20 protein-coding genes are annotated in these 19,693 nt (G+C 66.7%); 9 read left to right on the top strand and 11 right to left on the bottom strand.

Translation table 11 applies throughout. From position 1 onward, the window contains the following. Nucleotides 1-43: 43 nt before the first annotated feature. Complete coding sequence (gene hpnD / locus PMI15_RS14950) at nt 44-886, top strand: presqualene diphosphate synthase HpnD (RefSeq protein WP_007870569.1); 843 nt, start codon at nt 44-46, stop codon at nt 884-886. Beyond that, nucleotides 887-2,167, top strand: coding sequence for a hydroxysqualene dehydroxylase HpnE (hpnE, locus tag PMI15_RS14945; protein WP_007870566.1), 1,281 nt, complete (start codon nt 887-889; stop codon nt 2,165-2,167). Nucleotides 2,168-2,173: 6 nt separating this feature from the next. Here the strand turns inward: hpnE and PMI15_RS14940 are convergent, their stop codons facing one another. Continuing rightward, nucleotides 2,174-2,806: a glutathione S-transferase family protein gene (locus PMI15_RS14940; RefSeq protein ID WP_007870563.1), complete on the bottom strand. Its 633-nt coding sequence runs from the start codon at nt 2,804-2,806 to the stop codon at nt 2,174-2,176. 45 nt (nt 2,807-2,851) lie between these two features. Next, on the bottom strand, nt 2,852-3,547 hold the full coding sequence (locus PMI15_RS14935; protein ID WP_007870559.1) for an HAD family hydrolase: 696 nt from the start codon (nt 3,545-3,547) through the stop codon (nt 2,852-2,854). 33 nt (nt 3,548-3,580) lie between these two features. Between PMI15_RS14935 and hemH the strand changes: the two genes are divergently transcribed. Further along, on the top strand, nt 3,581-4,711 hold the full coding sequence (gene hemH, locus PMI15_RS14930) for a ferrochelatase (protein ID WP_007870556.1): 1,131 nt from the start codon (nt 3,581-3,583) through the stop codon (nt 4,709-4,711). Nucleotides 4,712-4,735: 24 nt separating this feature from the next. Here hemH and PMI15_RS14925 read toward each other — a convergent pair whose 3' ends face one another. The 5 genes from PMI15_RS14925 to PMI15_RS14905 all read right to left on the bottom strand — a co-directional run bounded on the left by PMI15_RS14925 (nt 4,736) and on the right by PMI15_RS14905 (nt 10,039). Next, on the bottom strand, nt 4,736-5,713 hold the full coding sequence (locus PMI15_RS14925; protein ID WP_007870553.1) for a tripartite tricarboxylate transporter substrate binding protein: 978 nt from the start codon (nt 5,711-5,713) through the stop codon (nt 4,736-4,738). A 153-nt stretch (nt 5,714-5,866) separates the two neighbouring features. Next, entirely contained in the window at nt 5,867-6,892 is a 1,026-nt protein-coding gene (locus tag PMI15_RS14920; RefSeq protein WP_007870550.1) for a tripartite tricarboxylate transporter substrate binding protein, read from the bottom strand. A 25-nt stretch (nt 6,893-6,917) separates the two neighbouring features. Further along, nucleotides 6,918-8,420: a tripartite tricarboxylate transporter permease gene (locus PMI15_RS14915; protein WP_007870547.1), complete on the bottom strand. Its 1,503-nt coding sequence runs from the start codon at nt 8,418-8,420 to the stop codon at nt 6,918-6,920. Nucleotide 8,421: 1 nt separating this feature from the next. Then, a complete protein-coding gene (locus PMI15_RS14910; protein ID WP_007870545.1) occupies nt 8,422-8,943 on the bottom strand; it encodes a tripartite tricarboxylate transporter TctB family protein in 522 nt (173 codons plus the stop codon). A 136-nt stretch (nt 8,944-9,079) separates the two neighbouring features. Continuing rightward, on the bottom strand, nt 9,080-10,039 hold the full coding sequence (locus PMI15_RS14905) for a tripartite tricarboxylate transporter substrate binding protein (protein WP_007870542.1): 960 nt from the start codon (nt 10,037-10,039) through the stop codon (nt 9,080-9,082). A 155-nt stretch (nt 10,040-10,194) separates the two neighbouring features. Between PMI15_RS14905 and PMI15_RS14900 the strand changes: the two genes are divergently transcribed. The 3 genes from PMI15_RS14900 to PMI15_RS14890 are packed head-to-tail and all read left to right on the top strand — an operon-like array spanning nt 10,195 to nt 12,816. Next, nucleotides 10,195-10,899 (top strand): response regulator transcription factor, encoded by a 705-nt coding sequence (locus tag PMI15_RS14900; protein WP_007870540.1) that lies wholly within the window; start codon nt 10,195-10,197, stop codon nt 10,897-10,899. Then, nucleotides 10,896-12,362 (top strand): sensor histidine kinase, encoded by a 1,467-nt coding sequence (locus PMI15_RS14895; protein WP_007870538.1) that lies wholly within the window; start codon nt 10,896-10,898, stop codon nt 12,360-12,362. The genes PMI15_RS14900 and PMI15_RS14895 overlap by 4 nt, the downstream gene beginning before the upstream one ends. Nucleotides 12,363-12,414: 52 nt before the next feature. Continuing rightward, nucleotides 12,415-12,816 (top strand): RNA-binding S4 domain-containing protein, encoded by a 402-nt coding sequence (locus PMI15_RS14890; RefSeq protein WP_007870536.1) that lies wholly within the window; start codon nt 12,415-12,417, stop codon nt 12,814-12,816. Here the strand turns inward: PMI15_RS14890 and PMI15_RS14885 are convergent. Continuing rightward, the gene (locus tag PMI15_RS14885; protein WP_007870534.1) at nt 12,813-13,553 is read right to left on the bottom strand and encodes an aspartate/glutamate racemase family protein; all 741 of its coding nucleotides are present in this window, start codon (nt 13,551-13,553) and stop codon (nt 12,813-12,815) included. The two genes, PMI15_RS14890 and PMI15_RS14885, sit on opposite strands and share 4 nt — an antisense overlap. A gap of 190 nt (nt 13,554-13,743) precedes the next feature. After that, complete coding sequence (locus PMI15_RS14880) at nt 13,744-14,637, bottom strand: transporter substrate-binding domain-containing protein (protein ID WP_007870531.1); 894 nt, start codon at nt 14,635-14,637, stop codon at nt 13,744-13,746. A 257-nt stretch (nt 14,638-14,894) separates the two neighbouring features. Between PMI15_RS14880 and PMI15_RS14875 the strand changes: the two genes are divergently transcribed. Continuing rightward, the gene (locus tag PMI15_RS14875) at nt 14,895-16,106 is read left to right on the top strand and encodes a D-amino acid dehydrogenase (protein ID WP_007870529.1); all 1,212 of its coding nucleotides are present in this window, start codon (nt 14,895-14,897) and stop codon (nt 16,104-16,106) included. 123 nt (nt 16,107-16,229) lie between these two features. Here the strand turns inward: PMI15_RS14875 and PMI15_RS14870 are convergent, their stop codons facing one another. Continuing rightward, complete coding sequence (locus tag PMI15_RS14870) at nt 16,230-17,129, bottom strand: LysR family transcriptional regulator (protein ID WP_007870526.1); 900 nt, start codon at nt 17,127-17,129, stop codon at nt 16,230-16,232. Between the two features lie 207 nt (nt 17,130-17,336). Between PMI15_RS14870 and PMI15_RS14865 the strand changes: the two genes are divergently transcribed. Beyond that, nucleotides 17,337-17,732: a response regulator gene (locus PMI15_RS14865; RefSeq protein ID WP_007870523.1), complete on the top strand. Its 396-nt coding sequence runs from the start codon at nt 17,337-17,339 to the stop codon at nt 17,730-17,732. A 17-nt stretch (nt 17,733-17,749) separates the two neighbouring features. Here PMI15_RS14865 and PMI15_RS14860 read toward each other — a convergent pair whose 3' ends face one another. Continuing rightward, nucleotides 17,750-18,613: a LysR family transcriptional regulator gene (locus PMI15_RS14860; RefSeq protein WP_007870520.1), complete on the bottom strand. Its 864-nt coding sequence runs from the start codon at nt 18,611-18,613 to the stop codon at nt 17,750-17,752. A 110-nt stretch (nt 18,614-18,723) separates the two neighbouring features. Here PMI15_RS14860 and bla point away from each other — a divergent pair, with 110 nt between their 5' ends. After that, nucleotides 18,724-19,620, top strand: coding sequence for a class A beta-lactamase (gene bla / locus PMI15_RS14855; RefSeq protein ID WP_007870518.1), 897 nt, complete (start codon nt 18,724-18,726; stop codon nt 19,618-19,620). Nucleotides 19,621-19,693: the final 73 nt, after the last annotated feature.

Here is a 19,693-nt window from a genome sequence, read left to right as displayed (position 1 = left end):
TCCGGCACCCTGGCCGCGCGGCATCCCATGTGACAATCGCCGCATGACGCCCGAGCAGTATGTCCAGCAAAAAGCCGCCGCATCCGGCAGCAGTTTCTATTACGCCTTCCTGTTTTTGCCCAAAGAGCGGCGCGCCGCCATCACGGCCTTTTATGCGTTTTGCCGCGAGATCGACGACGTGGTCGACGAGGTCACCGACCCCGGCGTGGCCCGCACCAAGCTGGCCTGGTGGCAAACCGAGGTCCTGAAATCCTATGCCGGTGAGCCTGCGCACCCGGTCATGAAAGCGCTGATGCCGCTGGCCGCCACCTACCGCATCGAGGCGCGCCACCTGCAGGCCGTGATCGACGGCTGCCAGATGGACCTCGAGCAAAACCGCTACCTCGACTACCCCGGACTCAAGCAGTACTGCCATTTGGTGGCAGGCATCGTGGGCGAGGTCGCCGCGCGCATTTTCGGCCAGGCCGACGAAGCCACCACGGCCTACGCCCATAAGCTGGGCCTGGCCTTCCAGCTCACCAACATCATCCGTGACGTGGGTGAAGACGCGATGCGCGGGCGCATCTACCTGCCCGTCAACGAGCTGCAGCAGTTCGACGTGAAAGCGCATGAGATATTGAAGCGCCAGTACTCCGACCGCTTTACCGCGCTCATGAAATTCCAGACCGAGCGCGCCCTGGCGCTTTACGACGAAGCGCTGGCCATGCTGCCCGAAACCGACCGCCGCGCGCAAAAACCCGGCCTCATGATGGCCAGCATCTACCGCACGCTGCTGCGCGAAATCGCCGCCGATGGTTACCAGGTGCTGCACCAGCGCGTGAGCCTCACGCCGCTGCGTAAATTCTGGCTGGCCTGGAAAACCCAGGCATTCGGGCGAGTTGTGTAAATGAGAGTTGCGGTGATAGGCGCAGGCTGGGCCGGCTGCGCGGCAGCGGTGGAGGCCACGCGTCTGGGCTATCAGGCCACGCTGTTTGAAACCACCCGTACCGCGGGCGGGCGCGCGCGCCGCGTGGGCGGCACCCTGCAGGCCCAGGCCGTGGCACTGGACAACGGCCAGCACATCCTTATAGGCGCCTATGCCGAAACCCTGCGCCTGATGAAAGACCTGGGCGTGGACGCCGATGCCACGCTGCTGAGGATGCCTCTGACATTGCAGTTTCCCGATGGCGGCGGCCTGAAGCTGCCGCAGTTGCCGGCCCCGCTCGATGCGCTCGCCGGCATCCTGCTGGCGCGCGACTGGCCGATGGGCGACAAGCTTTCCATGCTCAAGCTCGCGGTGGGCTGGCAGCTCAAGAAATTCCAGTGCGCGCCCGATGAGTCGGTCGCCGACCTGTGCCGCGGCCTGGCGCCCGGCGCCATGGCTGCGCTGATCGATCCGCTGTGCGTCTCGGCGCTCAACACGCCTGCGGAGCGCGCCAGCGGCCAGGTGTTCCTGCGCGTGATGCGCGACGCGCTTTTTTCAGAGAGCGGCGGCTCCAACCTGCTGCTGCCGCGCACCGACCTCAGCGCCCTGCTGCCCGACGCGGCGCTGGCCTGGCTGGCCGCACAGGGCAATGCGCCGCAGCTGGGCGCGCGCGTGCAGGTCATCGCGCCTGTCGGCGCGGGCTGGGTCGTCAGTACCGACACCAGCGCGGCCTTCGACTGCGTGGTGCTGGCCTGCCCGCCACAGGAAGCGGCGCGCCTGGTTGAAGGCAGCGGCGTGGCTGCGGTGGACTGGCTGGCGCGCGCGCACGGCCTGCAGCACGAGGCCTTGACGACCGTCTATGCCTGGGCTTCGGGTGCGCGCCTGCCGCTGCCCATGATGGCCTTGCCTTCCAATGCCGCGGAACCGGCCCAATTCGTGTTTGACCGGGGGCAGCTCGGCGGCCCGGCCGGCCTTCTGGCCTTTGTGATCAGCGCCAGCAGCGGCGACAGCGCCACGCTGACCGCACAGGTGCTGGCGCAGGCGAAATCACAACTCTGGCATCTGGGGCTGGGCGCCATGGAGGCCGTGCAGACCATTGTGGAAAAGCGCGCCACCTTTGCCTGCACGCCCGGTCTGCAGCGCCCCGGCGCCGAGGTCGCGCCCGGCCTGTATGCCTGCGGCGACTACATCGCCGGGCCCTATCCCGCCACGCTGGAAGGCGCGGTGCGCTCAGGGCTGGAGGCTGCCCGGCATCTTCATTAAGCGGATTCAGGCGCTCTTGGCCAGCAAACGCACCGTGCGGTAAGCCGGCCGCGACAGGCAGCGCTGCAGCCACTCATCTACCCGCGGGCATTTCTCCATCAGCCCGGCCCCGCCCTGCACCCAGGCCAGCACCGAGGCCACGCAGATGTCGGCCGCGGTAAAACGTTCGCCGGCCAGGTAGGGCCTTGCCTGCAGGTGCTGGTCAAGCACGCGCAGCGGCGTCAACAGGTGGCGTTCCGCGTCATCGGCCAGTTGGGGCTTGCGGCGTTCGGCCGGCATCAGGATGCGGTGCATCAAAAACGCCAGCGCGTCTTTTTCGCACTCGGTGACCACCCAGAAGCTCCAGCGCAAAATCTCGGCCTGCTCAGCATGGTCTTGAGCGGCCAGCAACGGCACGCCGGGCGCCTTGAAGCGCTCGGCCAGGTAGAGCACGCAGGCCATGGATTCCCAGACCAGCACGCCGTCGTCGTCCACCACGGGAATGCGCCCGTTCGGGTTGATGGCCAGGAACTCCGGCGTGCGTGTGGCGCCGCCCGTGAAGGGCAGCGGGATGTGTTCATGGGCCAGGCCCATCTCGTGGACCAGCCACAGCGGGCGCGCAGCGCGCGAGGCGGCCGTGCCGTAGATCTTGAGCGTCATGGAGAAAACCCCTTCCCAAAAAAGCCCCCCAGGGGCCGGCCCGCCTCAGCGTGGAAACAGGTCGCACAACTCGGTCAGCGTGGCCACCGTCTCGTGCGGCACGTCCGGGTGCGCCCACAACTGGTCGGAGCGGTTGACCCACACCGTCTGCATGCCGCAATTGAGCGCTCCCAGCACATCCAGAGTGGCGTCGTCGCCCACATGCAGGACCTCCCCGGGCAGCACCTCCACCGCGCCGGCGGCGGCATGGAAGATGCGCGGATCGGGTTTGCCCACGCCGAACTGCTGGGCGCTGATGCTGGCCTTGAAATAGCCGTCAATGCCTATGCGCCTGATGTCGGCATTGCCGTTGGACACCGCCACCAGCGGGTAGCGGTCGGACAGGAACTCAAGTGCCAGCACGGCGTCCTCGAACAGCGTCACCTTGTTGCGTTCGTCAAAAAAAACATCGAAGGCGGGCTCGGCCAGCAGCGGATCCTCGCGCGAGCGGTACAGCGCCAGCCGTATCGCCTCACGGCGTATGGCGCTGAGGTTGTACTTGAGCTCGGGGCGCGAGCGCGTGACATGCTCGCGGATCTCGTGCCGCGCGGCGGGGTTGGAAAACAGCGCCGCGGTCATGGGGGCATGCCGGCTGAGCCAGTCGTCCAGCGCTTTCTCGGCTCTTTCGATGGCCGGCCAGATGGGCCACAGCGTGTCATCGAGGTCTAGCGTGATGGCTTTGATGGTGGTCAGGTCGAGCATGGTAAGCGGAAGATGGATAGGCGAGAATAACCCATGTTTTTTCGCCCCCGCTTCACCCCCGAACCGCCCTTCTCCCACGGCGCGCCGCCCGTCGGCCCGGCAGCTTCTTCCACCACCGCCGTGCTGCTCTGCAACCTGGGAACCCCTGACGAAGCCGCGGCGCCGGCGTTGCGCCGGTACCTGGCCGAATTTTTGAGCGACCCGCGCGTGGTCGAAATTCCCAAGCCGCTGTGGTGGCTGATCCTGCACGGCATCATCCTGCGCGTGCGGCCCAAAAAATCAGCCGCCAAATACGCCAGCATCTGGACGAAGGAAGGCTCGCCGCTGCGGGTCTGGACGCAGAAGCAGGCCACCATGCTGCGCGGCTACCTGGCGGTGCGCGGCCACCCGGTTGAGGTGCGCTACGCCATGCGCTACGGCAAGCCGTCCATCGCCTCGCAGCTGAGCCAGCTCAAGGCCGACGGCGTGGAGCGCGTGCTCATCCTGCCGGCCTACCCGCAGTACAGCGGCACCACCACCGCCAGCGTGTTTGACGCGGTCTACCAGTGGGCGGCACGCATACGCCGCATCCCCGAGCTCCGGTTCGTCAACCACTACCACGACCACGAGGGCTACATCAAAGCCCTGGCCGCCCGCGTGCGCGAGCACTGGCGCACCCAGGGCCGCGCCGAACAGCTGGTCATGAGCTTTCACGGCGTGCCCGAACGCACGCTCACACTGGGCGACCCTTACCACTGCGAATGCCACAAGACCGCGCGCCTGCTGGCCGCGCAGCTGGGCCTGGAGCCCGCGCAGTACAAGGTCACCTTCCAGTCACGCTTCGGCAAGGCCAAATGGCTGCAGCCCTATACCGAGCCTTCCCTGGTGGCCATGGCCCAGGCCGGCGTCAAGCGGGTCGACCTGATCTGCCCGGGTTTTACCGGCGACTGCCTCGAAACCCTGGAAGAGATCAACATGGAGGCGCGCGAGGCTTTCCTGCACGCGGGCGGCAAGGAGTTCGGCTACATCCCCTGCCTCAACGACAGCCATGAATGGATCGCCGGGTTGGCCGAGATCGCGCAGCAGCACCTGGCGGGCTGGCCGCAGCAGGCCGATGCCGCGGACACGGCCAAGGCCATGGCAGCCTCGCGCGAACGGGCGCTGGCGCTGGGCGCGACCAAATAGCCTGTCCGAAGATCAGGCCTTAAATCAGACCTTGAGCTTGAGCAGCTGCACCATCAGCTGCGTGGTCTTCACATCGAAGTCGATGAAGTTGCCGAGGTCCGGCCCCGACATCCAGGACTGCTCCCAATAGCTTTGCTTGAGGGTCTTCTTCCACAGCTCATAGGCCAACGAAGCTTTCACGGCCTCCACCATCTCGGCCTGGCGAGCGGCCGGCACGCCGGCGCCGGTGAACACGGCGCGCCAGTTGGTGAGGTCCACGTCCAGCCCCTGCTCGCGAACCGACTTGACGCCGTAGCTGGCTTTTTTGGAGGAGACACCGATGGCGCGCAGCTTGCCGCCGGCCAGCTCCGCACTGAAGGTGCCGTAGCTCGAAACGCCGGCCGCCGCCTTGCCGCCCATCACCGCATCGACCAGCTCGAAGTTGCGCGCGAACGGCAGGTAGACCGCGTCTTCCGGCCTGGCGCCGGCAGCCTTGGCCAAGAGGCCCGCGAACACATGGTCGGCGCCGCCGACCGCGCCTATGGCCATGGACGTCTGTTTGGCGTTGGTGCGCAGGCGCTCCACCAGTTCGTTGATGGTCTTGACCGGCGATGCGGCCGCCACCACGACCACCGGGTAGTCGCTGGTCAGGCGCGCAATCGGTTTGACCTTGGTAAGGTCCACGGCCGGTTTTTGCAATGCCAGCGCACCGACGAGGTTGCTGTCGCCCATGAACAAGGCGTTGGGGTCGGCGCTGTACTTCTGCACATACCAGGCCAGGCCCGCGGTGCCGCTGCCGCCTTCCTTGTTCTCGTACTCGATCTCGTCGCTCAGGCCCTGGCCCACCAGGGCATCACCGAGGGCACGCCCGGCTTCGTCGAGCGCGGTGCGGGACATGGCGGGAATGACGATGCGCAGCTTGGGCGCCAGCTTGCCCTTGGGCGCCGATTGGGCCCAAAGCGGTGCGGCCATTCCGAGGCCGGCGAGTGCGCCCAGAACCGTACGTCGTTGGATGGTCAGCATGTCTTTTTCCTCCCAAGGCCATGGTAGATCGAGTCTCCAGGGCAATGGCTAGGTGTTTGATCCAGTACCCGGACCCTTGCACCAGAGCACTTTTCATGCCACTCGCAGGAGCACGGGCACCCGGGCGTCGCACCCGGGGCGCGCGCTCGCGGCTCAGGCCTTGAGCTTGAGCAAATGCACCATGACCCGCGAAGTGGTCAGGTCGAAATCGATAAAGCTCGCGAGGCTGGGGCCCGAGAGCAGCGAAGACTCCCAGTGGTTCTGCTTGAGCGTTTTCTGCCAGGATTCATGGCCGGTGGCCGCCTTCACGGCTTCCAGCATTTCCGCCTGGCGCGCCTCGGCCACGTTCTGGCCGGTGAACACGCCGCGCCAGTTGGCCATGTCCACGTCCACCCCCTGCTCGCGGATGGAGGGAATGCCGAACACCGTGCGCTTGGACGACACGCCGATGGCGCGCAGCTTGCCGCTGGCCAGCTCGTCGGCGAATTCGCTGTAGCCCGAGATGCCGGCCGCCGCCTTGCCGCCCAGCACGGCCTGCACCACTTCGGCGCCGCCGGCAAAGGGCAGGTACACCAGTTCTTCCGGCTTGCTGCCGGCCGCGCGGGTGAACACACCGGCGAACACATGGTCCACGCCGCCGGCCGAGCCGCCCGCGATGGGCACGTCCTTGGGGTTGGCCCGCATACGGCCGGCAAGGTCCGCAATCGTGCGCACCGGCGAATTGGCGGCGACCACCACCACGAGGTAGTCGCTGGTCAGGCGCGCGATCGGGCGTATGCGGCTCATGTCGACGGCCGGCTTTTGCAGGGCCACCGCGCCCACCATCACCATGCCGCCCATCAACAGGGTGTTGGCGTCGCCGCTGTATTTTTCGGCGTAGTAGGCCAAGCCTATGGTGCCGCCCTTGCCGCCCTTGTTTTCATACTCGATCTCATCCACCGCGCCGGCACCGACCAGGGCCGTGCCCAGGGCGCGGCCGGTCTGGTCCCAGCCGCCGCCGGCATTGGCCGGGATCACGATGCGCAACTTGGGCGCCAGCTTGACCACCTTGGCTTTGGGCTGTGCGGCCGCCGGCGGCCTGGCCGCCGTCTGCGCCCACGCGGGGATGGCCCCGCCCCATGTCGCCAATCCCAGCCCTGCGAGTTTTTCCAGGGCAGCGCGTCGTTTGATGGTCAGCATGTCGTCTCCTTCTGTTGTTGGAACCTCAACTTACAGTTTTGCTCCTCGTCCAGTATTTGGCAAGGCGTGGAAGTACCAGTACCGCCACCACAATCACGACCAGCGTGATCGACATGGGGCGCTGGAAGAACACCATGGCGCTGCCCTCGCCTATCGACACGGCATTGCGCAGTTGCGCCTCCGCCAGAGGGCCCAGGATCATGCCCACCACCACGGGCGCGGTGGGGAAGTCGAAACGGCGCATCAGCACGCCCAGCAACCCGATGGCATAAAGCAGGAACAAATCGAATGCGCTCTGGCGCATGCCGTAGGCACCCACCGTCGCGAAGATCAGGATGCCCGCATAGAGCTGCGGCTTGGGGATCTTCAGCAGCTTGACCCACAGGCCCACCATGGGCAGGTTGAGCACCAGCAGCATGACGTTGCCGATGTACAGCGAGGCGATCAGCGCCCACACCAGGGCGGCGGAAGTGGTGAACAGCTGCGGGCCGGGCTGGATGCCGTAGTTCTGGAAGGCGCCCAGCAGGATGGCCGTGGTGTTCGAGGTCGGGATGCCCAGCGTGAGCAGCGGGATCAGCGCCGCCGTCACGGTGGCGTTGTTGGCCGCCTCGGGGCCGGCCACGCCTTCGATGGCACCCTTGCCGCCGAACTCGGCCTTGATGTCCGGGCTCGCCAGCTTCTTTTCCGTGGCGTAGCTCAGGAAGGTCGGTATCTCGGTGCCGCCGGCCGGAATGCAGCCGAAAGGCGTTCCGATCGCGGTGCCGCGCAGCCAGGCCGGAATCGAACGCTTCCAGTCGGCCTTGGTCATGTGCACGCGGCTGAGCTTGTTCTGGTCCTCCACCGTTTTGCCCTCATAGAGCACGGCATAGAGCACTTCCGCCACCGCGAACAGGCCGACGGCCACCAGCACGATTTCAATGCCGTCGAGCAGTTCCGGGATACCGCCGGTGTAGCGGCCCTGGCCCGAGATCTGGTCCAGGCCGACGCAGCCGGCGGCCAGGCCGACCAGCAGTGCCGTCATCCCGCGCAAGGTGCTCTTGCCCAGCACGGCGCTCACCGTGGTGAAGGCCAGCAGCATCAGCAGGAAATACTCGGGCGGGCCCAGCTTGACGGCAAATTCCGCCACAAAGGGGGCGAACAGCGTGACGATGACGGTGGCGATGGTGCCCGCCACAAATGAGCCTATCGCCGCCGTGGCCAGCGCCGCGCCGGCGCGCCCGCTCTTGGCCATCTTGTTGCCCTCCATGGCCGTGACCATGCTGGCGGTTTCGCCGGGCGTGTTCAGCAGGATGGAGGTCGTCGAGCCGCCATACATGGCGCCGTAGTAGATCCCCGAGAAAAAAATCATCGAGGCGGTGATGTCGACCTTGGCTGTGATGGGCAGCAGCATGGCCACCGCCACCGCCGGGCCTATGCCGGGCAGCACGCCCACGGCCGTGCCCAGGGCACAGCCCACCAGGCACCAGATCAGGTTGACCGGCGTGATCGCCGTGGCGAAACCCGCCATCAGGGCATTGAAGATGTCCATGTCAGATCCACCCCGTGTTCGTCAGGCCCGGCAGGTTGATCGCCAGGAATTTGGTGAACATCCAGAACACCGGCGCGGAGATCAGGAGCCCCACCACAAAATCGGTGACCCAGGTGCGCGGCGCATTGACGCCCGCCTGGCCGCTCGCGCGGCGAAGACCTTGCACCGCCAGCAGGTAGCACAGCGTGCAGCTCAGGATGAAGCCTATGGTGGTGATCAGCGCCGCATTGAGCAGCAGCCCCGCCGAAACCCAGGCAAAACCGGGCCAGTAGGCCTGCGCGGCACCGGAAGGGGGGTCCAGCTCGCGGAAGCCGCCGCTGCGCGCTTCCCAGATGATCCAGGCGCCGCAGACCGTGAGACCGACGGAGACCAGCCAGGGCAGGAAGTTGGGGCCGACGCCGCCGTAGCCGGCCTCGGAAGAGATGCTGATCGCGCCGAAGGCCAGCGCCAGGCCGGTCAGCAGCACGCCGGCACCGACCAGGGTTTGCGGCCAGACGGCCGAGGGATCTGAAGTTGTTGTCATCGTTATAGTTCCCGAAAGACGTGGGACGGACGTGAACAGTCTGGCGGCACGCCGCCCTTTCGTCAAATTTTCATCAAATCCGACACCGGGACGGCGTGGCGCCCTTGCACGCTTACACGCGCGAAGACCTGAAGGGTCAGACCATGCCGGACTTGACCATGGTCGCGCGCAGGGCGGCGAAGTCGTCATCGACGAACTTGGCAAAAGCCTCGCCCGACAGGACGGCGGGCGTCCAGTCGTTCTTCTTCACGGCTTCGGCCCAGGCCGGCGACTTCAGCGCGGCCAGCACCAGGTCGGTCAGGGCCTTGCGCTGCTCGGCCGTGATGCCGGGGGCGCCGTAGACGCCGCGCCAGTTGCCGATTTCCACGTCGATGCCCTGCTCCTTGAGCGTGGGCACGTCCACGCCCGGCAGGCGTTTGCCGGAGGTCACGGCGATGGCGCGCATTTTGCCGGCCTTGATGTACTCGGCGAACTCGCTGTAGCCGCTGCCGCCCACCGTGACGTTGCCGCCCAGGATGGCCGCCGTGGCCTCACCGCCGCCGCGGAAGGCGACGTAGTTGATCTTGGAAGGATCGGCGCCAACCTTCTGCGCGATCATGGCCGCCGCGATGTGCTCGGTGGAGCCGCGCGAGCCGCCGCCCCACTTCACGCTGCCGGGATCCTTCTTGAGCTGGTCGACCACGTCCTTCATGGTCTTGAAGGGCGAATTGGCGGGCAGCACGAACACGTTGTACTCGCTTGAGAGGCGCGCGATCGGCGTGGCCTGCGAGAGGCTCACCGGCGGCTTGCCGGTGATCAGGCCGCCCAGCATCACGGCGCCCATCACCATCAGCGCGTTGGGGTCGCCCTTGGAGCCGTTGACGAACTGGGCCAGGCCCAGCGCGCCGGCGGCACCACCCTTGTTGTCGTAGGTCACCGTGTCGGCAACCTTGGAGTCGGTCATGGCCTTGCCCAGGGCGCGGCCCGTGGTGTCCCAGCCGCCGCCGGGATTGGCCGGAATCAACATCTTGATGTTGGCGGCCGCGGAGGCCGACAGGGGCAAGGCACCGGTCGCGGCCAGGGCCGCCAGGGATTTCAGAAAGGTATCGCGACGCATGAGAATGTCTCCTGTGGATGGGCGCCCAAGGCGCCCGGATGGCTGATAACCCGCCTATCATGCACCCCCTGGCTGTCAAACGGCTGTCCGGCGGGACTGGGGAAAGTGCTAATGTCTAGGGCCTGTTAACAGGCCCCAACAACAGGCCCTAACCCATGATGCCCACGGTGATGTCCACGGTCAAACTACTGCTGGTGGAGGACGACGCCTCCATGCAGGCGGCGCTGCAGCGCGCCCTGGGGCGGCGCGGCATGGAGGTTTTCAGCTGCACCGACGGGCGCCAGGCCCTGGCGCAGTGGAAGGCCACGCAGCCCGACGTGGTGGTGCTGGACCTGACCCTGCCCGGCCTGGACGGCCTGCAGGTGCTGGCGCAGGCGCGCGGCCAGGGCCTGACGACCCCGGTGCTGATCCTCACGGCCCGCGGCACCGTGGGCGACCGCATCGTCGGCCTGAACACCGGCGCCGACGACTACCTGCCCAAGCCCTTTGACCTGGACGAACTCGAGGCGCGGCTGCGCGCCCTGGGCCGCCGCCGCCCCGCGGCCGGCGCGGAACCCGGCGCCGCGCCCCAGCTCGTGGGCCATCTGCGCTATGACAGGGAAAGCGGCGCCATCTACCACCGCGACCAGGTGCTGGAACTCACGCCGCGCGAGCTGGCCCTGCTGCAGACCCTGATAGGCAAACTGGGCCACGCCGTGTCCAAGGAACGTCTCTTCGAACTGGTGTTTCCCGGCGAAACCGACGTGCAGTACGAGGCCGTCGAAGTGGTGGTCTACCGGCTGCGCAAAAAGCTGGCCCAGACCGGCGTCACCCTGGTCACCTTGCGCGGCCTGGGCTACCTGCTGAAAGTGGATGCATGAGCGGCCGGGAGCCTGAGCCGCCGGAGCAAACGTCGCCAGCAGGCCCGGCACCGCATGAAGCCAGCGGCCAGAGAGCCATTTCCCTTAGGCGGTATCTGCTGACCGGCATCCTGCTCCCCGTCGGTGTGCTGATCATCGTGAACACCGCCAGCCTGTACCGCCAGGCGCTGGCCGCGGTGAACACCGCCTATGACCGCACCCTGCTGGCCTCGGCCAAGTCCATAGGCGAACAGCTGGACGTGACCGGTTACGACGAGCAGTCCGAACTGCGCGTGACCGTGCCTTATGCCGCGCTGGAGGCCTTCGAGGCCGACAACCAGAGCCGTTTGTTCTACCGCGTCTCCAGCCTCAAGGGGGACCTGGTCTCGGGTTTTGAGCAACTGCCCTTCTGGCGCGGCGAGATCCCCATACGCCCGCCGTATTCGGCGCTGGTGGATTTTTACGACGACGTGTTCCGCGAGGAACCGGTTCGCGTCGCCGTGCTGCTGCAGCCCGTGGCCAGCGGCAAGGGCCGGGCCATGGCCGTGGTGCAGGTGGCCGAGACCCTGGAGCTGCGCAAGACGCTGGCGCGCAAGATCCTCTTTGACACCTTGTGGCGCCAGGCCATCCTGCTGGCGGTGATCGCTCTGGTCGCGGTGGTGGTGGTGCAGCGCGCCACCCGTCCGGTGCGCCGGCTCAGCGCCGAACTCAAGGCGCGCCCCGAGGGCGACCTGACGGCCATCGCCGCCCCCGACGCGCCGCGCGAGCTGTTGCCGCTGATCGAGGCGACCAACCAGGTGATGGGCCGGCTGCAGCACCTGCTGGACAACCAGAAGCGTTTTGTGCGCGACGCGGCGCACCAGCTGCGCACGCCGCTGGCGGTGCTCAAGGTGCAGGTGCAGTCGGCGTTGCGCGGCGACATGGAGGCGCGCGACGCGCTCGGTGAGATCAACCAGACCGTGGACCGCGCCACCGTGCTGGCCAACCAGATGCTGGCCCTGGCCAAGGTGGAGCAGTTGCGCCAGCAGGCCGACCTGCAGGCCATAGACCTGGCGCAGGTGGTGCGTTCGGTGGCGCTGGACCTCTCGCCCCTGATCGCCGAAAAAGACATCGACTTCGAGATCGAAACCGTGCCGGCCCAGGTCAGGTCGCATGAATGGATGCTGGGCGAACTCACGCGCAACCTGCTGCACAACGCCATCAAGCACACGCCGGCCGGCGGCCCGCTGGCCGTGCGCATCGTGCGCGACGCCAGCTTTGTGGCGATGACCTTGAGCGACAGCGGGCCCGGCGTGTCAGCCGAGCTGTCGGCGCGGCTTTACGAGCCGTTTTCGGCGGGCGACGTGCGCCACGGCTCCGGCCTGGGGCTGGCCATCTGCCGCGAGATCGTCGAAACCATGCACGGCAGCATCACCCTGGAAAACCGCGTCGTGCACGGCCAGGTGACCGGGCTGGACGCGGTGGTCCGCCTGCCCACGGCCTGAAGCGCCCACGCGCCCGGCAGGGGCGTTGGGTATTGGTTCAAAATAGCCGCCAATGGATAAATTGCGCATCGACAAATGGCTGTGGGCGGCCCGCTTTTACAAAACCCGCGCGCTCGCGGTCGAGGAAATCGACAAGGGCCGGGTCAAGGTCAACGGCGCCGAGGCCAAGCCCGCGCGCGAGGTCAAGTCCGGCGACACCGTGTCGCTGCGCCAGGGCCAGGTCAACCGCACGGTGGTGGTACGCGGCATCAGCAGCCAGCGCGGCTCGGCCCCGGTGGCCCAGCAGCTCTATGAAGAAACCGAGGAAAGCCTGCGCCTGAAGGCCGAGGCCGCCGAGCAGCGCCGCCTGAACAGCGACCCGGCCGGCGCCCAGGAACACGGCCGCCCCACCAAGCGCGACCGCCGCACGCTGGACAAGGCCTGGAACAACCGCTGGAGCGCCTCCGCTGATTAAGCGCTAGCGTAGGCCCGCTGCGCCAGAGCCTGCGCCAGCAGCGCGGCGGGGTCCACCAAGTCCAGCGCCTCCATGCCGGGCACCGCGCTGAGCGCCAGCGGTATCTCGGTGCAGCCCAGTATCAGCGTGGAAAGCCCGTGCCGCGCGGCCAGTGCCTCGGCCACGCCCGTGAAGCATTCGCGCGCCAGCGCCATGTTGCCCACTTTCACGCCCTCATAAATGCCGCGCATCAGGCGTTCGCGTTCCTCGGCCGCGGGTGTGTGGCACTGCAGGCCGGCCTGGCGCAGCGCCTGGTCGTAGAGGCCTGCGCGATAGGTGCCCTCAGTGGCCAGCAGGCCCACCTCGCGCACGCCGCGCGCGGCCAGCGTGTGCGCCACCTCGCGGGCCACGTGCAGCACTTCGAGCTGCGGAAAACGTTCCTGCAGCTGTCCGTGCCAGGCATGGGCGGTGTTGCAGGCCACCGCGACCGTGGTGGCGCCCAGGGCCGCCAGCTTGCCCATGGCCTGCAGCATGGGGTCCAGCGGCTGGTGCCCCCCCGGCCCGGGCAGTTCCAGCGCCGTGCTGCGGTCGGGTACCGGCACCTGGGCCAGCCAGTGCTCGGGAAAGCCCTGGTCCGACACCGGGATGTCCAGGGCGCGCATGTGGTCCGCGCAAGCCTGGACAAACAGGCGCGCGAAATCCGCGCCCGCGGCAGGCCCCATGCCGCCCAGGATGCCGACCACGCGGGGTCTGTTCATGTCATTGCCTTTCAGTAGTGGTGCGCCCGGAAAGCGACAAAATCCAGGCGCACGCCGGCCGCCTGTGCCTCAGGGCAGCCGGCCATTGATGGTTGCTAGGGGAAAAAAGCCGCCGGCCTTGCAGGCGCCGGCAGCGCGATGACCTGAAGCCATCAGCGGGGAGCGGCGCGCCGGCGCTCCCCGCGGGGGCTTACAGCGCCGGCTTGTCGCTCAGCGCCTTGAGGTTGGCCTTGAGCTCCTCGCTCATGGGCAGGTTCAGGTTCACGCCCTTGGGCGGAATCGGCGAAGTGAACCACTTGGCGTACATCTTGGTGAACTCGCCGGACTTGATCAGGCGGGTGATGGTGCCGTCGACCAGCTTCTTGAACTCGGGGTCGTCCTTGCGCAGCATGCAGGCATAGGGTTCGACCTGCAGCGAGTCGCCGACGACTTCCAGCGAGGCCGGGTTCTTGGAGTTGGCCATCAGGCCGAACAGCAGGATGTCGTCCATGGCGAAGGCCAGCGCGCGGTCGCTTTCGACGAGCAGCAGCGAATCATCGTGGTCCTTGCCCAGGATCAGCTGCATGTCCAGCTTCTTGTCGGCGCTGTACTTGCGGATCACCTGCGCATTCGTGGTGCCGGTGGTGCTGGCCACCGTCTTTTTGGCCAGGTCGGCGTAGTTCTTGATGCCGGAGGACTTTTTGACCAGCAGGCGCGTCCCGGTGTAGAAATGGTTGATGGCAAAGGCCACGTCCTTGCCGCGCGCGGAGTTGTTGGTGGTCGAGCCGCATTCAAGGTCATAAGTGCCGTTGACCAGCAGCGGGATGCGGTTCTGCGAGGTCACGGGCATGTAGGCGACTTCGAGGTTGGGCTTTTTCACCTTCTTGCGCACGTCGTCAATGATGGCCTCGGTCAGTTCCGCGGAAAAACCCACGGAGGTCTTGGAGCCGATCAGGTAGCTGAAAGGCACCGATGCTTCCCGGTAGGACACCGTGATCTTGTTGCTGTCGGCGACCTTTTTCAGCGTCGGCACGGTTTGCGCGCCCGCGTTGGCGGCCAGGCCGGCTGTCAGCAGCACGGCGCTCATGAGGGTAGTGAATTTCATGCGTGTCCTTTCGGGGGCAATGGGTTGGTAGTTTCGGTAACCGGGGGAAACTGGCATCGCTAGTGTAGGAACTGCGGCGCCCGGCGTGTCATTCATTTTCACGTCAAACCCATGACAAAAACTCATGGTTTACCCAAGCGCACCGCCTTGGGGCCCGGGGCATAACCGGAAGTCATGGCCGTTGGCGAATTCAGCATTGTTCAAACCCGTGCGCCTTGCGTACAGTCGCGCTCATTCGAGAAACAACAAGGGTTTTTATGCATGTGTGCGTGCTTGGTGCGGGAATCGTGGGCCTCGCCACCGCCTACAGCTTGCGCCGCGCCGGCCATGAAGTCACGGTGGTGGACCGCGCCAGTCCCGGTAGCGGCGCCAGCGGCGGCAACGGCGCCCAGCTGAGCTACTCCTACGTCCAGCCGCTGGCCGACCCGGCCATCTGGCGGCAACTGCCCAAGCTGCTGCTGTCACCCTCCTCGCCGCTCAAGCTTCGCCCGCGCCTGGACACGCGGCAATGGCTGTGGGGCCTGCGCTTCCTGGCCGCGTGCAACAGCAAGACCTCGCGCGACACCACGGGCCAGCTGCTGTCGCTGGCGGCGCTGAGCCGCCAGTCCTTCGACGCCATGATGGCCGAGGAAAAACTCGACAACGATTTCTCCGCCACCGGCAAGCTGGTGCTGTATTCGGACGAGGCCGCCTTCTCGGCCGCGCAGCGGCAGATGCTGCTGCAGCGCGAACTGGGCAGCAGCCAGGAAGCCGTCAATGCCGACCGCTGCGTGGAGATAGAGCCCGCGCTGAAGAGCCGCCATGCGCAGATCGCAGGCGCCATCTACACACCCGGCGAATGCGCGGCCGACTGCCAGAAAACCTGCGACGCGCTACTGGTGGTGCTGCGCCGGCTGGGCGTGCGCTTTCTGCTGGACACGCCGGTCGGTCAACTGGTGCAGCGCGGCAAGTCCATCGCCGCCGTGGCCACGCCGCAAGGCCACATCGAAGCCGAGCGCTTTGTCATGGCGCTGGGCGCGGACTCGGCCCTGATGGCGCAAGGCCTGGGCCTGCATTTGCCGGTTTACCCGCTCAAGGGCTATAGCATCACGGTGGACGTCGCTCCCGCAGAGCATGCGGCGCCCTCGGTCAGCGTGACCGACAGCGCGCGCAAGGTGGTGTTCGCCCGCATAGGCTCGCGCCTGCGCGTGGCCGGCATGGCCGAACTCTCGGGCTACGACACGGCAGTGGACCCGGCGCAAATCGCCTCGCTGCAGGCTTCGACCGAGACGGTTTTTCCGGGCTGCAGCCGCTTTGAGGGATTGAGCCCCTGGGCCGGCATGCGCCCCGCTACACCCACCGGCCTGCCGGTGATAGGCCGGCACGCCAAAGGGCCGGACAACCTGTTTTTCAACACCGGCCACGGCGCGCTGGGCTTTACCCTGGCCTTCGGTTCGGCGCAGCGCATCAGCCGCATGATCGCGAGGTGAGTTAGCCCCCTTCTCGGCTCACTTCGTGTAGCCGGATCCCCCCGCAGGGGCAACAGCAGCGGCCCGGCAAAGCCGGTTCCGCGCTGTTACTTGCGAAGAGACCAGCAAGCCGCACCTGGGGTTTCAGGCGCGCTGCGTCAGGGCCTGCTGGAAACAGCGCACAAACGCCCTGACCACCACCGAGCCGGGCTTGCCGGCCGGGAACAAGGCCTTGATGGGCACGGGGATCAGCGGCTCCAGCTCCAGCACGTCCACGCGCGCAGGATCGGCCGAGGCCGCGGTGCAGGTGTCGATCACGGCAATGCCCAGCCCGTGGTGGGCCAGCGCCAGCGCCGAGTGGTAGGTCTGCACCGTGATGGGGAACTCCAGGCCCACACCGGCTTCGCGGCAGGCCTGGTTAAGGCTGCGGCCCACCGGGTCCAGCGCGTCCAGCCCGACCACCGGCGACTTGCTCAGGTCGGCCAGCGTGACGCTGCCGCGCTTGACCAGGCGCGGGGCCAGCATGCCCTTGGGCGCCACGCACACCATGCGGCCGTCGGCCAGGTGCTCCTGCGCGAGTGCCGAATGCGCGACCGGGCTGAACAGAAAGCCGGCATCGGCCTCCTGCAGCGCCAGCGCCGAAACGATTTGCGGCGAATGAAGGGCCTGAAGGGTGATGGCCACGTCGGCATGCTTGACGCGAAACAGCTTGATGGCATGCGGCAGGATTTCATAACTGAGCGCCAGCACCGTGAGGATGCGCAGTTCCCCGGCGCTGCCTCCGGTCTTGAGGTTGGCGGCCAGGCGCTGCACTTCGTCGAGCTGGGCGAACAGGCGCTCGATGTGCGGGTACAGCGTCAGCGCTTCGGAGGTCGGCGTCAGCCGGCCCTTGCTGCGCTGGAACAGCGCGAAGCCCAGCTGCAGTTCCGCATGCTGCAGGATACGGCTCACGGCCGGCTGCGTGACGTTGATCAGGCGAGCGGCCCCGCTCACGCTGCCGGTCAACATGACGGCGTTGAAGACTTCGATATGGCGCAGGCGCATGATGGGGTCCGTAATCTGTTTCGGCGTGAAACACTGCGAATTATGGCGAACAGGCCCAGGGCGCCAAGGTCGCGCGGCGCGGGAGGAGATTGTTCACGCTTTGTTTCATAATCGTCCGTCCACGTTTTTCCCGAGTCGGAAATACGCGTTCGCTCAGTAAACTGCGGCATATTCCGCCGGCCCCGAATCCCTGTTACCCCAAGCTGCATGCGCCTCAGAATCTACCTGGTTGAAGACAGCCCCGTCATCCGCGACAGCCTCGCGGAATCACTGGAGGAACTGGCTCGCGCGCGCATCGTGGGCTGGGCCAGCAAGGAAGCAGAAGCGGTCCAGTGGCTGAACCAGAACAAGGCCTCCTGGGACCTCGCCATCGTGGACCTGTTTCTGCTCGAGGGCAGCGGCCTGGGTGTGGTGATGAATTGCCGCGAGAGGGACTTGAGGCAGAAGGTCATCGTCCTGACCAACTACGCCACGCCCGCCGTGCGCGAACGTTGCCTGGCCATAGGCGCCGACGCGGTGTTCGACAAGTCCAATGAGATCGACGAATTCACCCGTTACGCGCTCGAAGAAGTGGAGCGGGCCGCGGGCTCCACGCAGTGGTGAGGCCACCGCGTCCGTGATCACACAGCCGCCGCCGCAGCCAGCAACCAGTCCCTGAAGATGCGCATGCCGGCTGTGGCCGGCCGCGATTTAAGCCGGGTCAGCCAGTAGCCGCCGGTTTCTATTTCCACCGCGAACGGTCGCACCAGGCGCCCGACCTGCAGTTCGCGCGCGAACATGTTCACCGGCAGCAGCGCCACACCGGCGCCCTGCGCGGCCGCCTCGGCCATGGTCAGCGAAGAATCAAACACCACACCCCGAACCACTGGGCAGGCGACACCGGCCGCGGCAAACCAGCGCGCCCATTCATCGGCCCGGTAGGAGCGCAGCAGCAGTTCCCTGGCCAGATCGGCAGGCTCGCGCAAGCCCCGGGCCAGCGCGGGTGAACACATGGCCGACAACGGCGACACCAGCAGGGCCTCGGCCTCAGTGCCGTGCCAGGCGCCGTCGCCGAAGCGGATCGCGTAGTCCAGGCCCTCACCGGCCAGGTCGACGCGGTTGTTGTTGGTGAAAAGGCGAAAGTCGATGAAGGGATGGGCGCGCTGGAAATCCCGCAGGCGCGGAATCAGCCAGCCGACGGCGAAGGTGCCGACGGCGCCCACCGTCAGCACTTCGCGGAATTGCCCGTCCTTGAATTGCTCCAGCACCGAGCCCATGCGGCCGAAAGATTCCGCCAGCACCGGCAGCAGCGCCAGCCCTTCGTCGGTCAGCGCCAGCCCGCGCGGCAGGCGGCGAAACAGCGGCACGCCCATGCGCTCCTCGAGGTTCCTCACATGCTGGCTGATGGCGGTTTGCGTCACGTTGAGCTCGTCAGCCGCCCGCGTGAAGCTCAGGTGCCGGGCCGAGACCTCAAAGGCGCGCAAGGCATTGAGAGGAAGGTGCATAGCGCTTAAGCCCCAGATTTACTTATGGATAACCTCGATTATTGCCGTTTGTTGGATTGCCAGGCCCTTGTTATCGTCACGGCCTTGTTCAATAGCTTCAGAGGAAAAACATGCAAAGACGGCAATTTTCAGGTGCGCTGGGTGGGCTGGTGGTCGGTGGCGGGCTGTTCAGTTACACCCAGAAATCATTGGGTGCCGGTAATCGGCCAGATACGGCATCCGCCACCCGGCGCCTGGCCGCCATAGAAAAAACCAGCGGCGGCCGGCTGGGTGTTTCCATCCTCGACACCGGCAGCGGCGCGAAGTACGGCTACCGCGCCGGCGAACGCTTTCCGATGTGCAGCACCTTCAAGCTGCTGGCGGCGGCACTGGTGCTGCACCGCGTGGATGCCGGCCAGGAGCAGCTGGATCGAAGAATCCCCATCGCGGCCGGCGACATCCTGCCCCACTCGCCCACGACGCAGCAACACATAGGCCCGCAAGGCCTGCCCATGGCCGCGCTGTGCGAAGCGTCCATCATCGTCAGCGACAACGCGGCCGCCAACCTGATGCTGGCCAGCTTTGGCGGCCCGGACGGACTCACGACCTACCTGCGCGGCTTGGGCGACAAGATGACACGGCTGGACCGCACGGAACCCGAACTCAATGAATCGGCACCCGGCGACGTTCGCGACACCACGACGCCGGACGCCATGCTGGCCACGGTGCACAAGCTTACGCTGGGCTCAGCCCTGTCCGACGCATCGCGGCAGTTGCTCGTCCAATGGCTACAAGCCAACACCACCGGCGACCGCCGCCTGCGCGCGCTGCTGCCGCCGGGCTGGCGTGTCGGCGACAAGACAGGAACCGGGGCCCACGGCTCGACCAACGACGTGGGCCTGATCTGGCCGCCGGGGCGCCCGCCTTTGCTGGTGGCGGCTTACCTCACGGGCACACAACAGCCGGCCGCACAGCGCGATGTCGCGCTGGCCAAGGTGGGGCAGCTTGCGGCGTCTTTGGTGCAGTGACAAGTTTTTGGCAGACGCAAAAAAGCCGCCCGAAGGCGGCTTTTTATACTGGCGGAAACGGACGGTTTCGCCT

The organism is Polaromonas sp. CF318 (assembly GCF_000282655.1).
Taxonomy (GTDB): Bacteria; Pseudomonadota; Gammaproteobacteria; order Burkholderiales; family Burkholderiaceae_C; genus Polaromonas.
Note: the sequence above shows the minus strand (reverse complement) of the source record. Positions and strands in the feature narration are given on the sequence as shown.

Coding starts and splice junctions, on each gene's coding strand:
- PMI15_RS14890 (WP_007870536.1), top strand. CDS start 12,415: ATGGATAAATTGCGCATCGACAAATGGCTGTGGGCGGCCCGCTTTTAC.
- PMI15_RS14900 (WP_007870540.1), top strand. CDS start 10,195: ATGATGCCCACGGTGATGTCCACGGTCAAACTACTGCTGGTGGAGGAC.
- PMI15_RS14910 (WP_007870545.1), bottom strand. CDS start 8,943: ATGACAACAACTTCAGATCCCTCGGCCGTCTGGCCGCAAACCCTGGTC.
- PMI15_RS14865 (WP_007870523.1), top strand. CDS start 17,337: ATGCGCCTCAGAATCTACCTGGTTGAAGACAGCCCCGTCATCCGCGAC.
- PMI15_RS14920 (WP_007870550.1), bottom strand. CDS start 6,892: ATGCTGACCATCAAACGACGCGCTGCCCTGGAAAAACTCGCAGGGCTG.
- PMI15_RS14940 (WP_007870563.1), bottom strand. CDS start 2,806: ATGACGCTCAAGATCTACGGCACGGCCGCCTCGCGCGCTGCGCGCCCG.
- PMI15_RS14875 (WP_007870529.1), top strand. CDS start 14,895: ATGCATGTGTGCGTGCTTGGTGCGGGAATCGTGGGCCTCGCCACCGCC.
- PMI15_RS14905 (WP_007870542.1), bottom strand. CDS start 10,039: ATGCGTCGCGATACCTTTCTGAAATCCCTGGCGGCCCTGGCCGCGACC.
- PMI15_RS14915 (WP_007870547.1), bottom strand. CDS start 8,420: ATGGACATCTTCAATGCCCTGATGGCGGGTTTCGCCACGGCGATCACG.
- PMI15_RS14925 (WP_007870553.1), bottom strand. CDS start 5,713: ATGCTGACCATCCAACGACGTACGGTTCTGGGCGCACTCGCCGGCCTC.
- hpnE (WP_007870566.1), top strand. CDS start 887: ATGAGAGTTGCGGTGATAGGCGCAGGCTGGGCCGGCTGCGCGGCAGCG.
- bla (WP_007870518.1), top strand. CDS start 18,724: ATGCAAAGACGGCAATTTTCAGGTGCGCTGGGTGGGCTGGTGGTCGGT.
- PMI15_RS14860 (WP_007870520.1), bottom strand. CDS start 18,613: ATGCACCTTCCTCTCAATGCCTTGCGCGCCTTTGAGGTCTCGGCCCGG.
- PMI15_RS14880 (WP_007870531.1), bottom strand. CDS start 14,637: ATGAAATTCACTACCCTCATGAGCGCCGTGCTGCTGACAGCCGGCCTG.
- PMI15_RS14870 (WP_007870526.1), bottom strand. CDS start 17,129: ATGCGCCTGCGCCATATCGAAGTCTTCAACGCCGTCATGTTGACCGGC.
- hemH (WP_007870556.1), top strand. CDS start 3,581: ATGTTTTTTCGCCCCCGCTTCACCCCCGAACCGCCCTTCTCCCACGGC.
- PMI15_RS14895 (WP_007870538.1), top strand. CDS start 10,896: ATGAGCGGCCGGGAGCCTGAGCCGCCGGAGCAAACGTCGCCAGCAGGC.
- PMI15_RS14885 (WP_007870534.1), bottom strand. CDS start 13,553: ATGAACAGACCCCGCGTGGTCGGCATCCTGGGCGGCATGGGGCCTGCC.
- PMI15_RS14935 (WP_007870559.1), bottom strand. CDS start 3,547: ATGCTCGACCTGACCACCATCAAAGCCATCACGCTAGACCTCGATGAC.
- hpnD (WP_007870569.1), top strand. CDS start 44: ATGACGCCCGAGCAGTATGTCCAGCAAAAAGCCGCCGCATCCGGCAGC.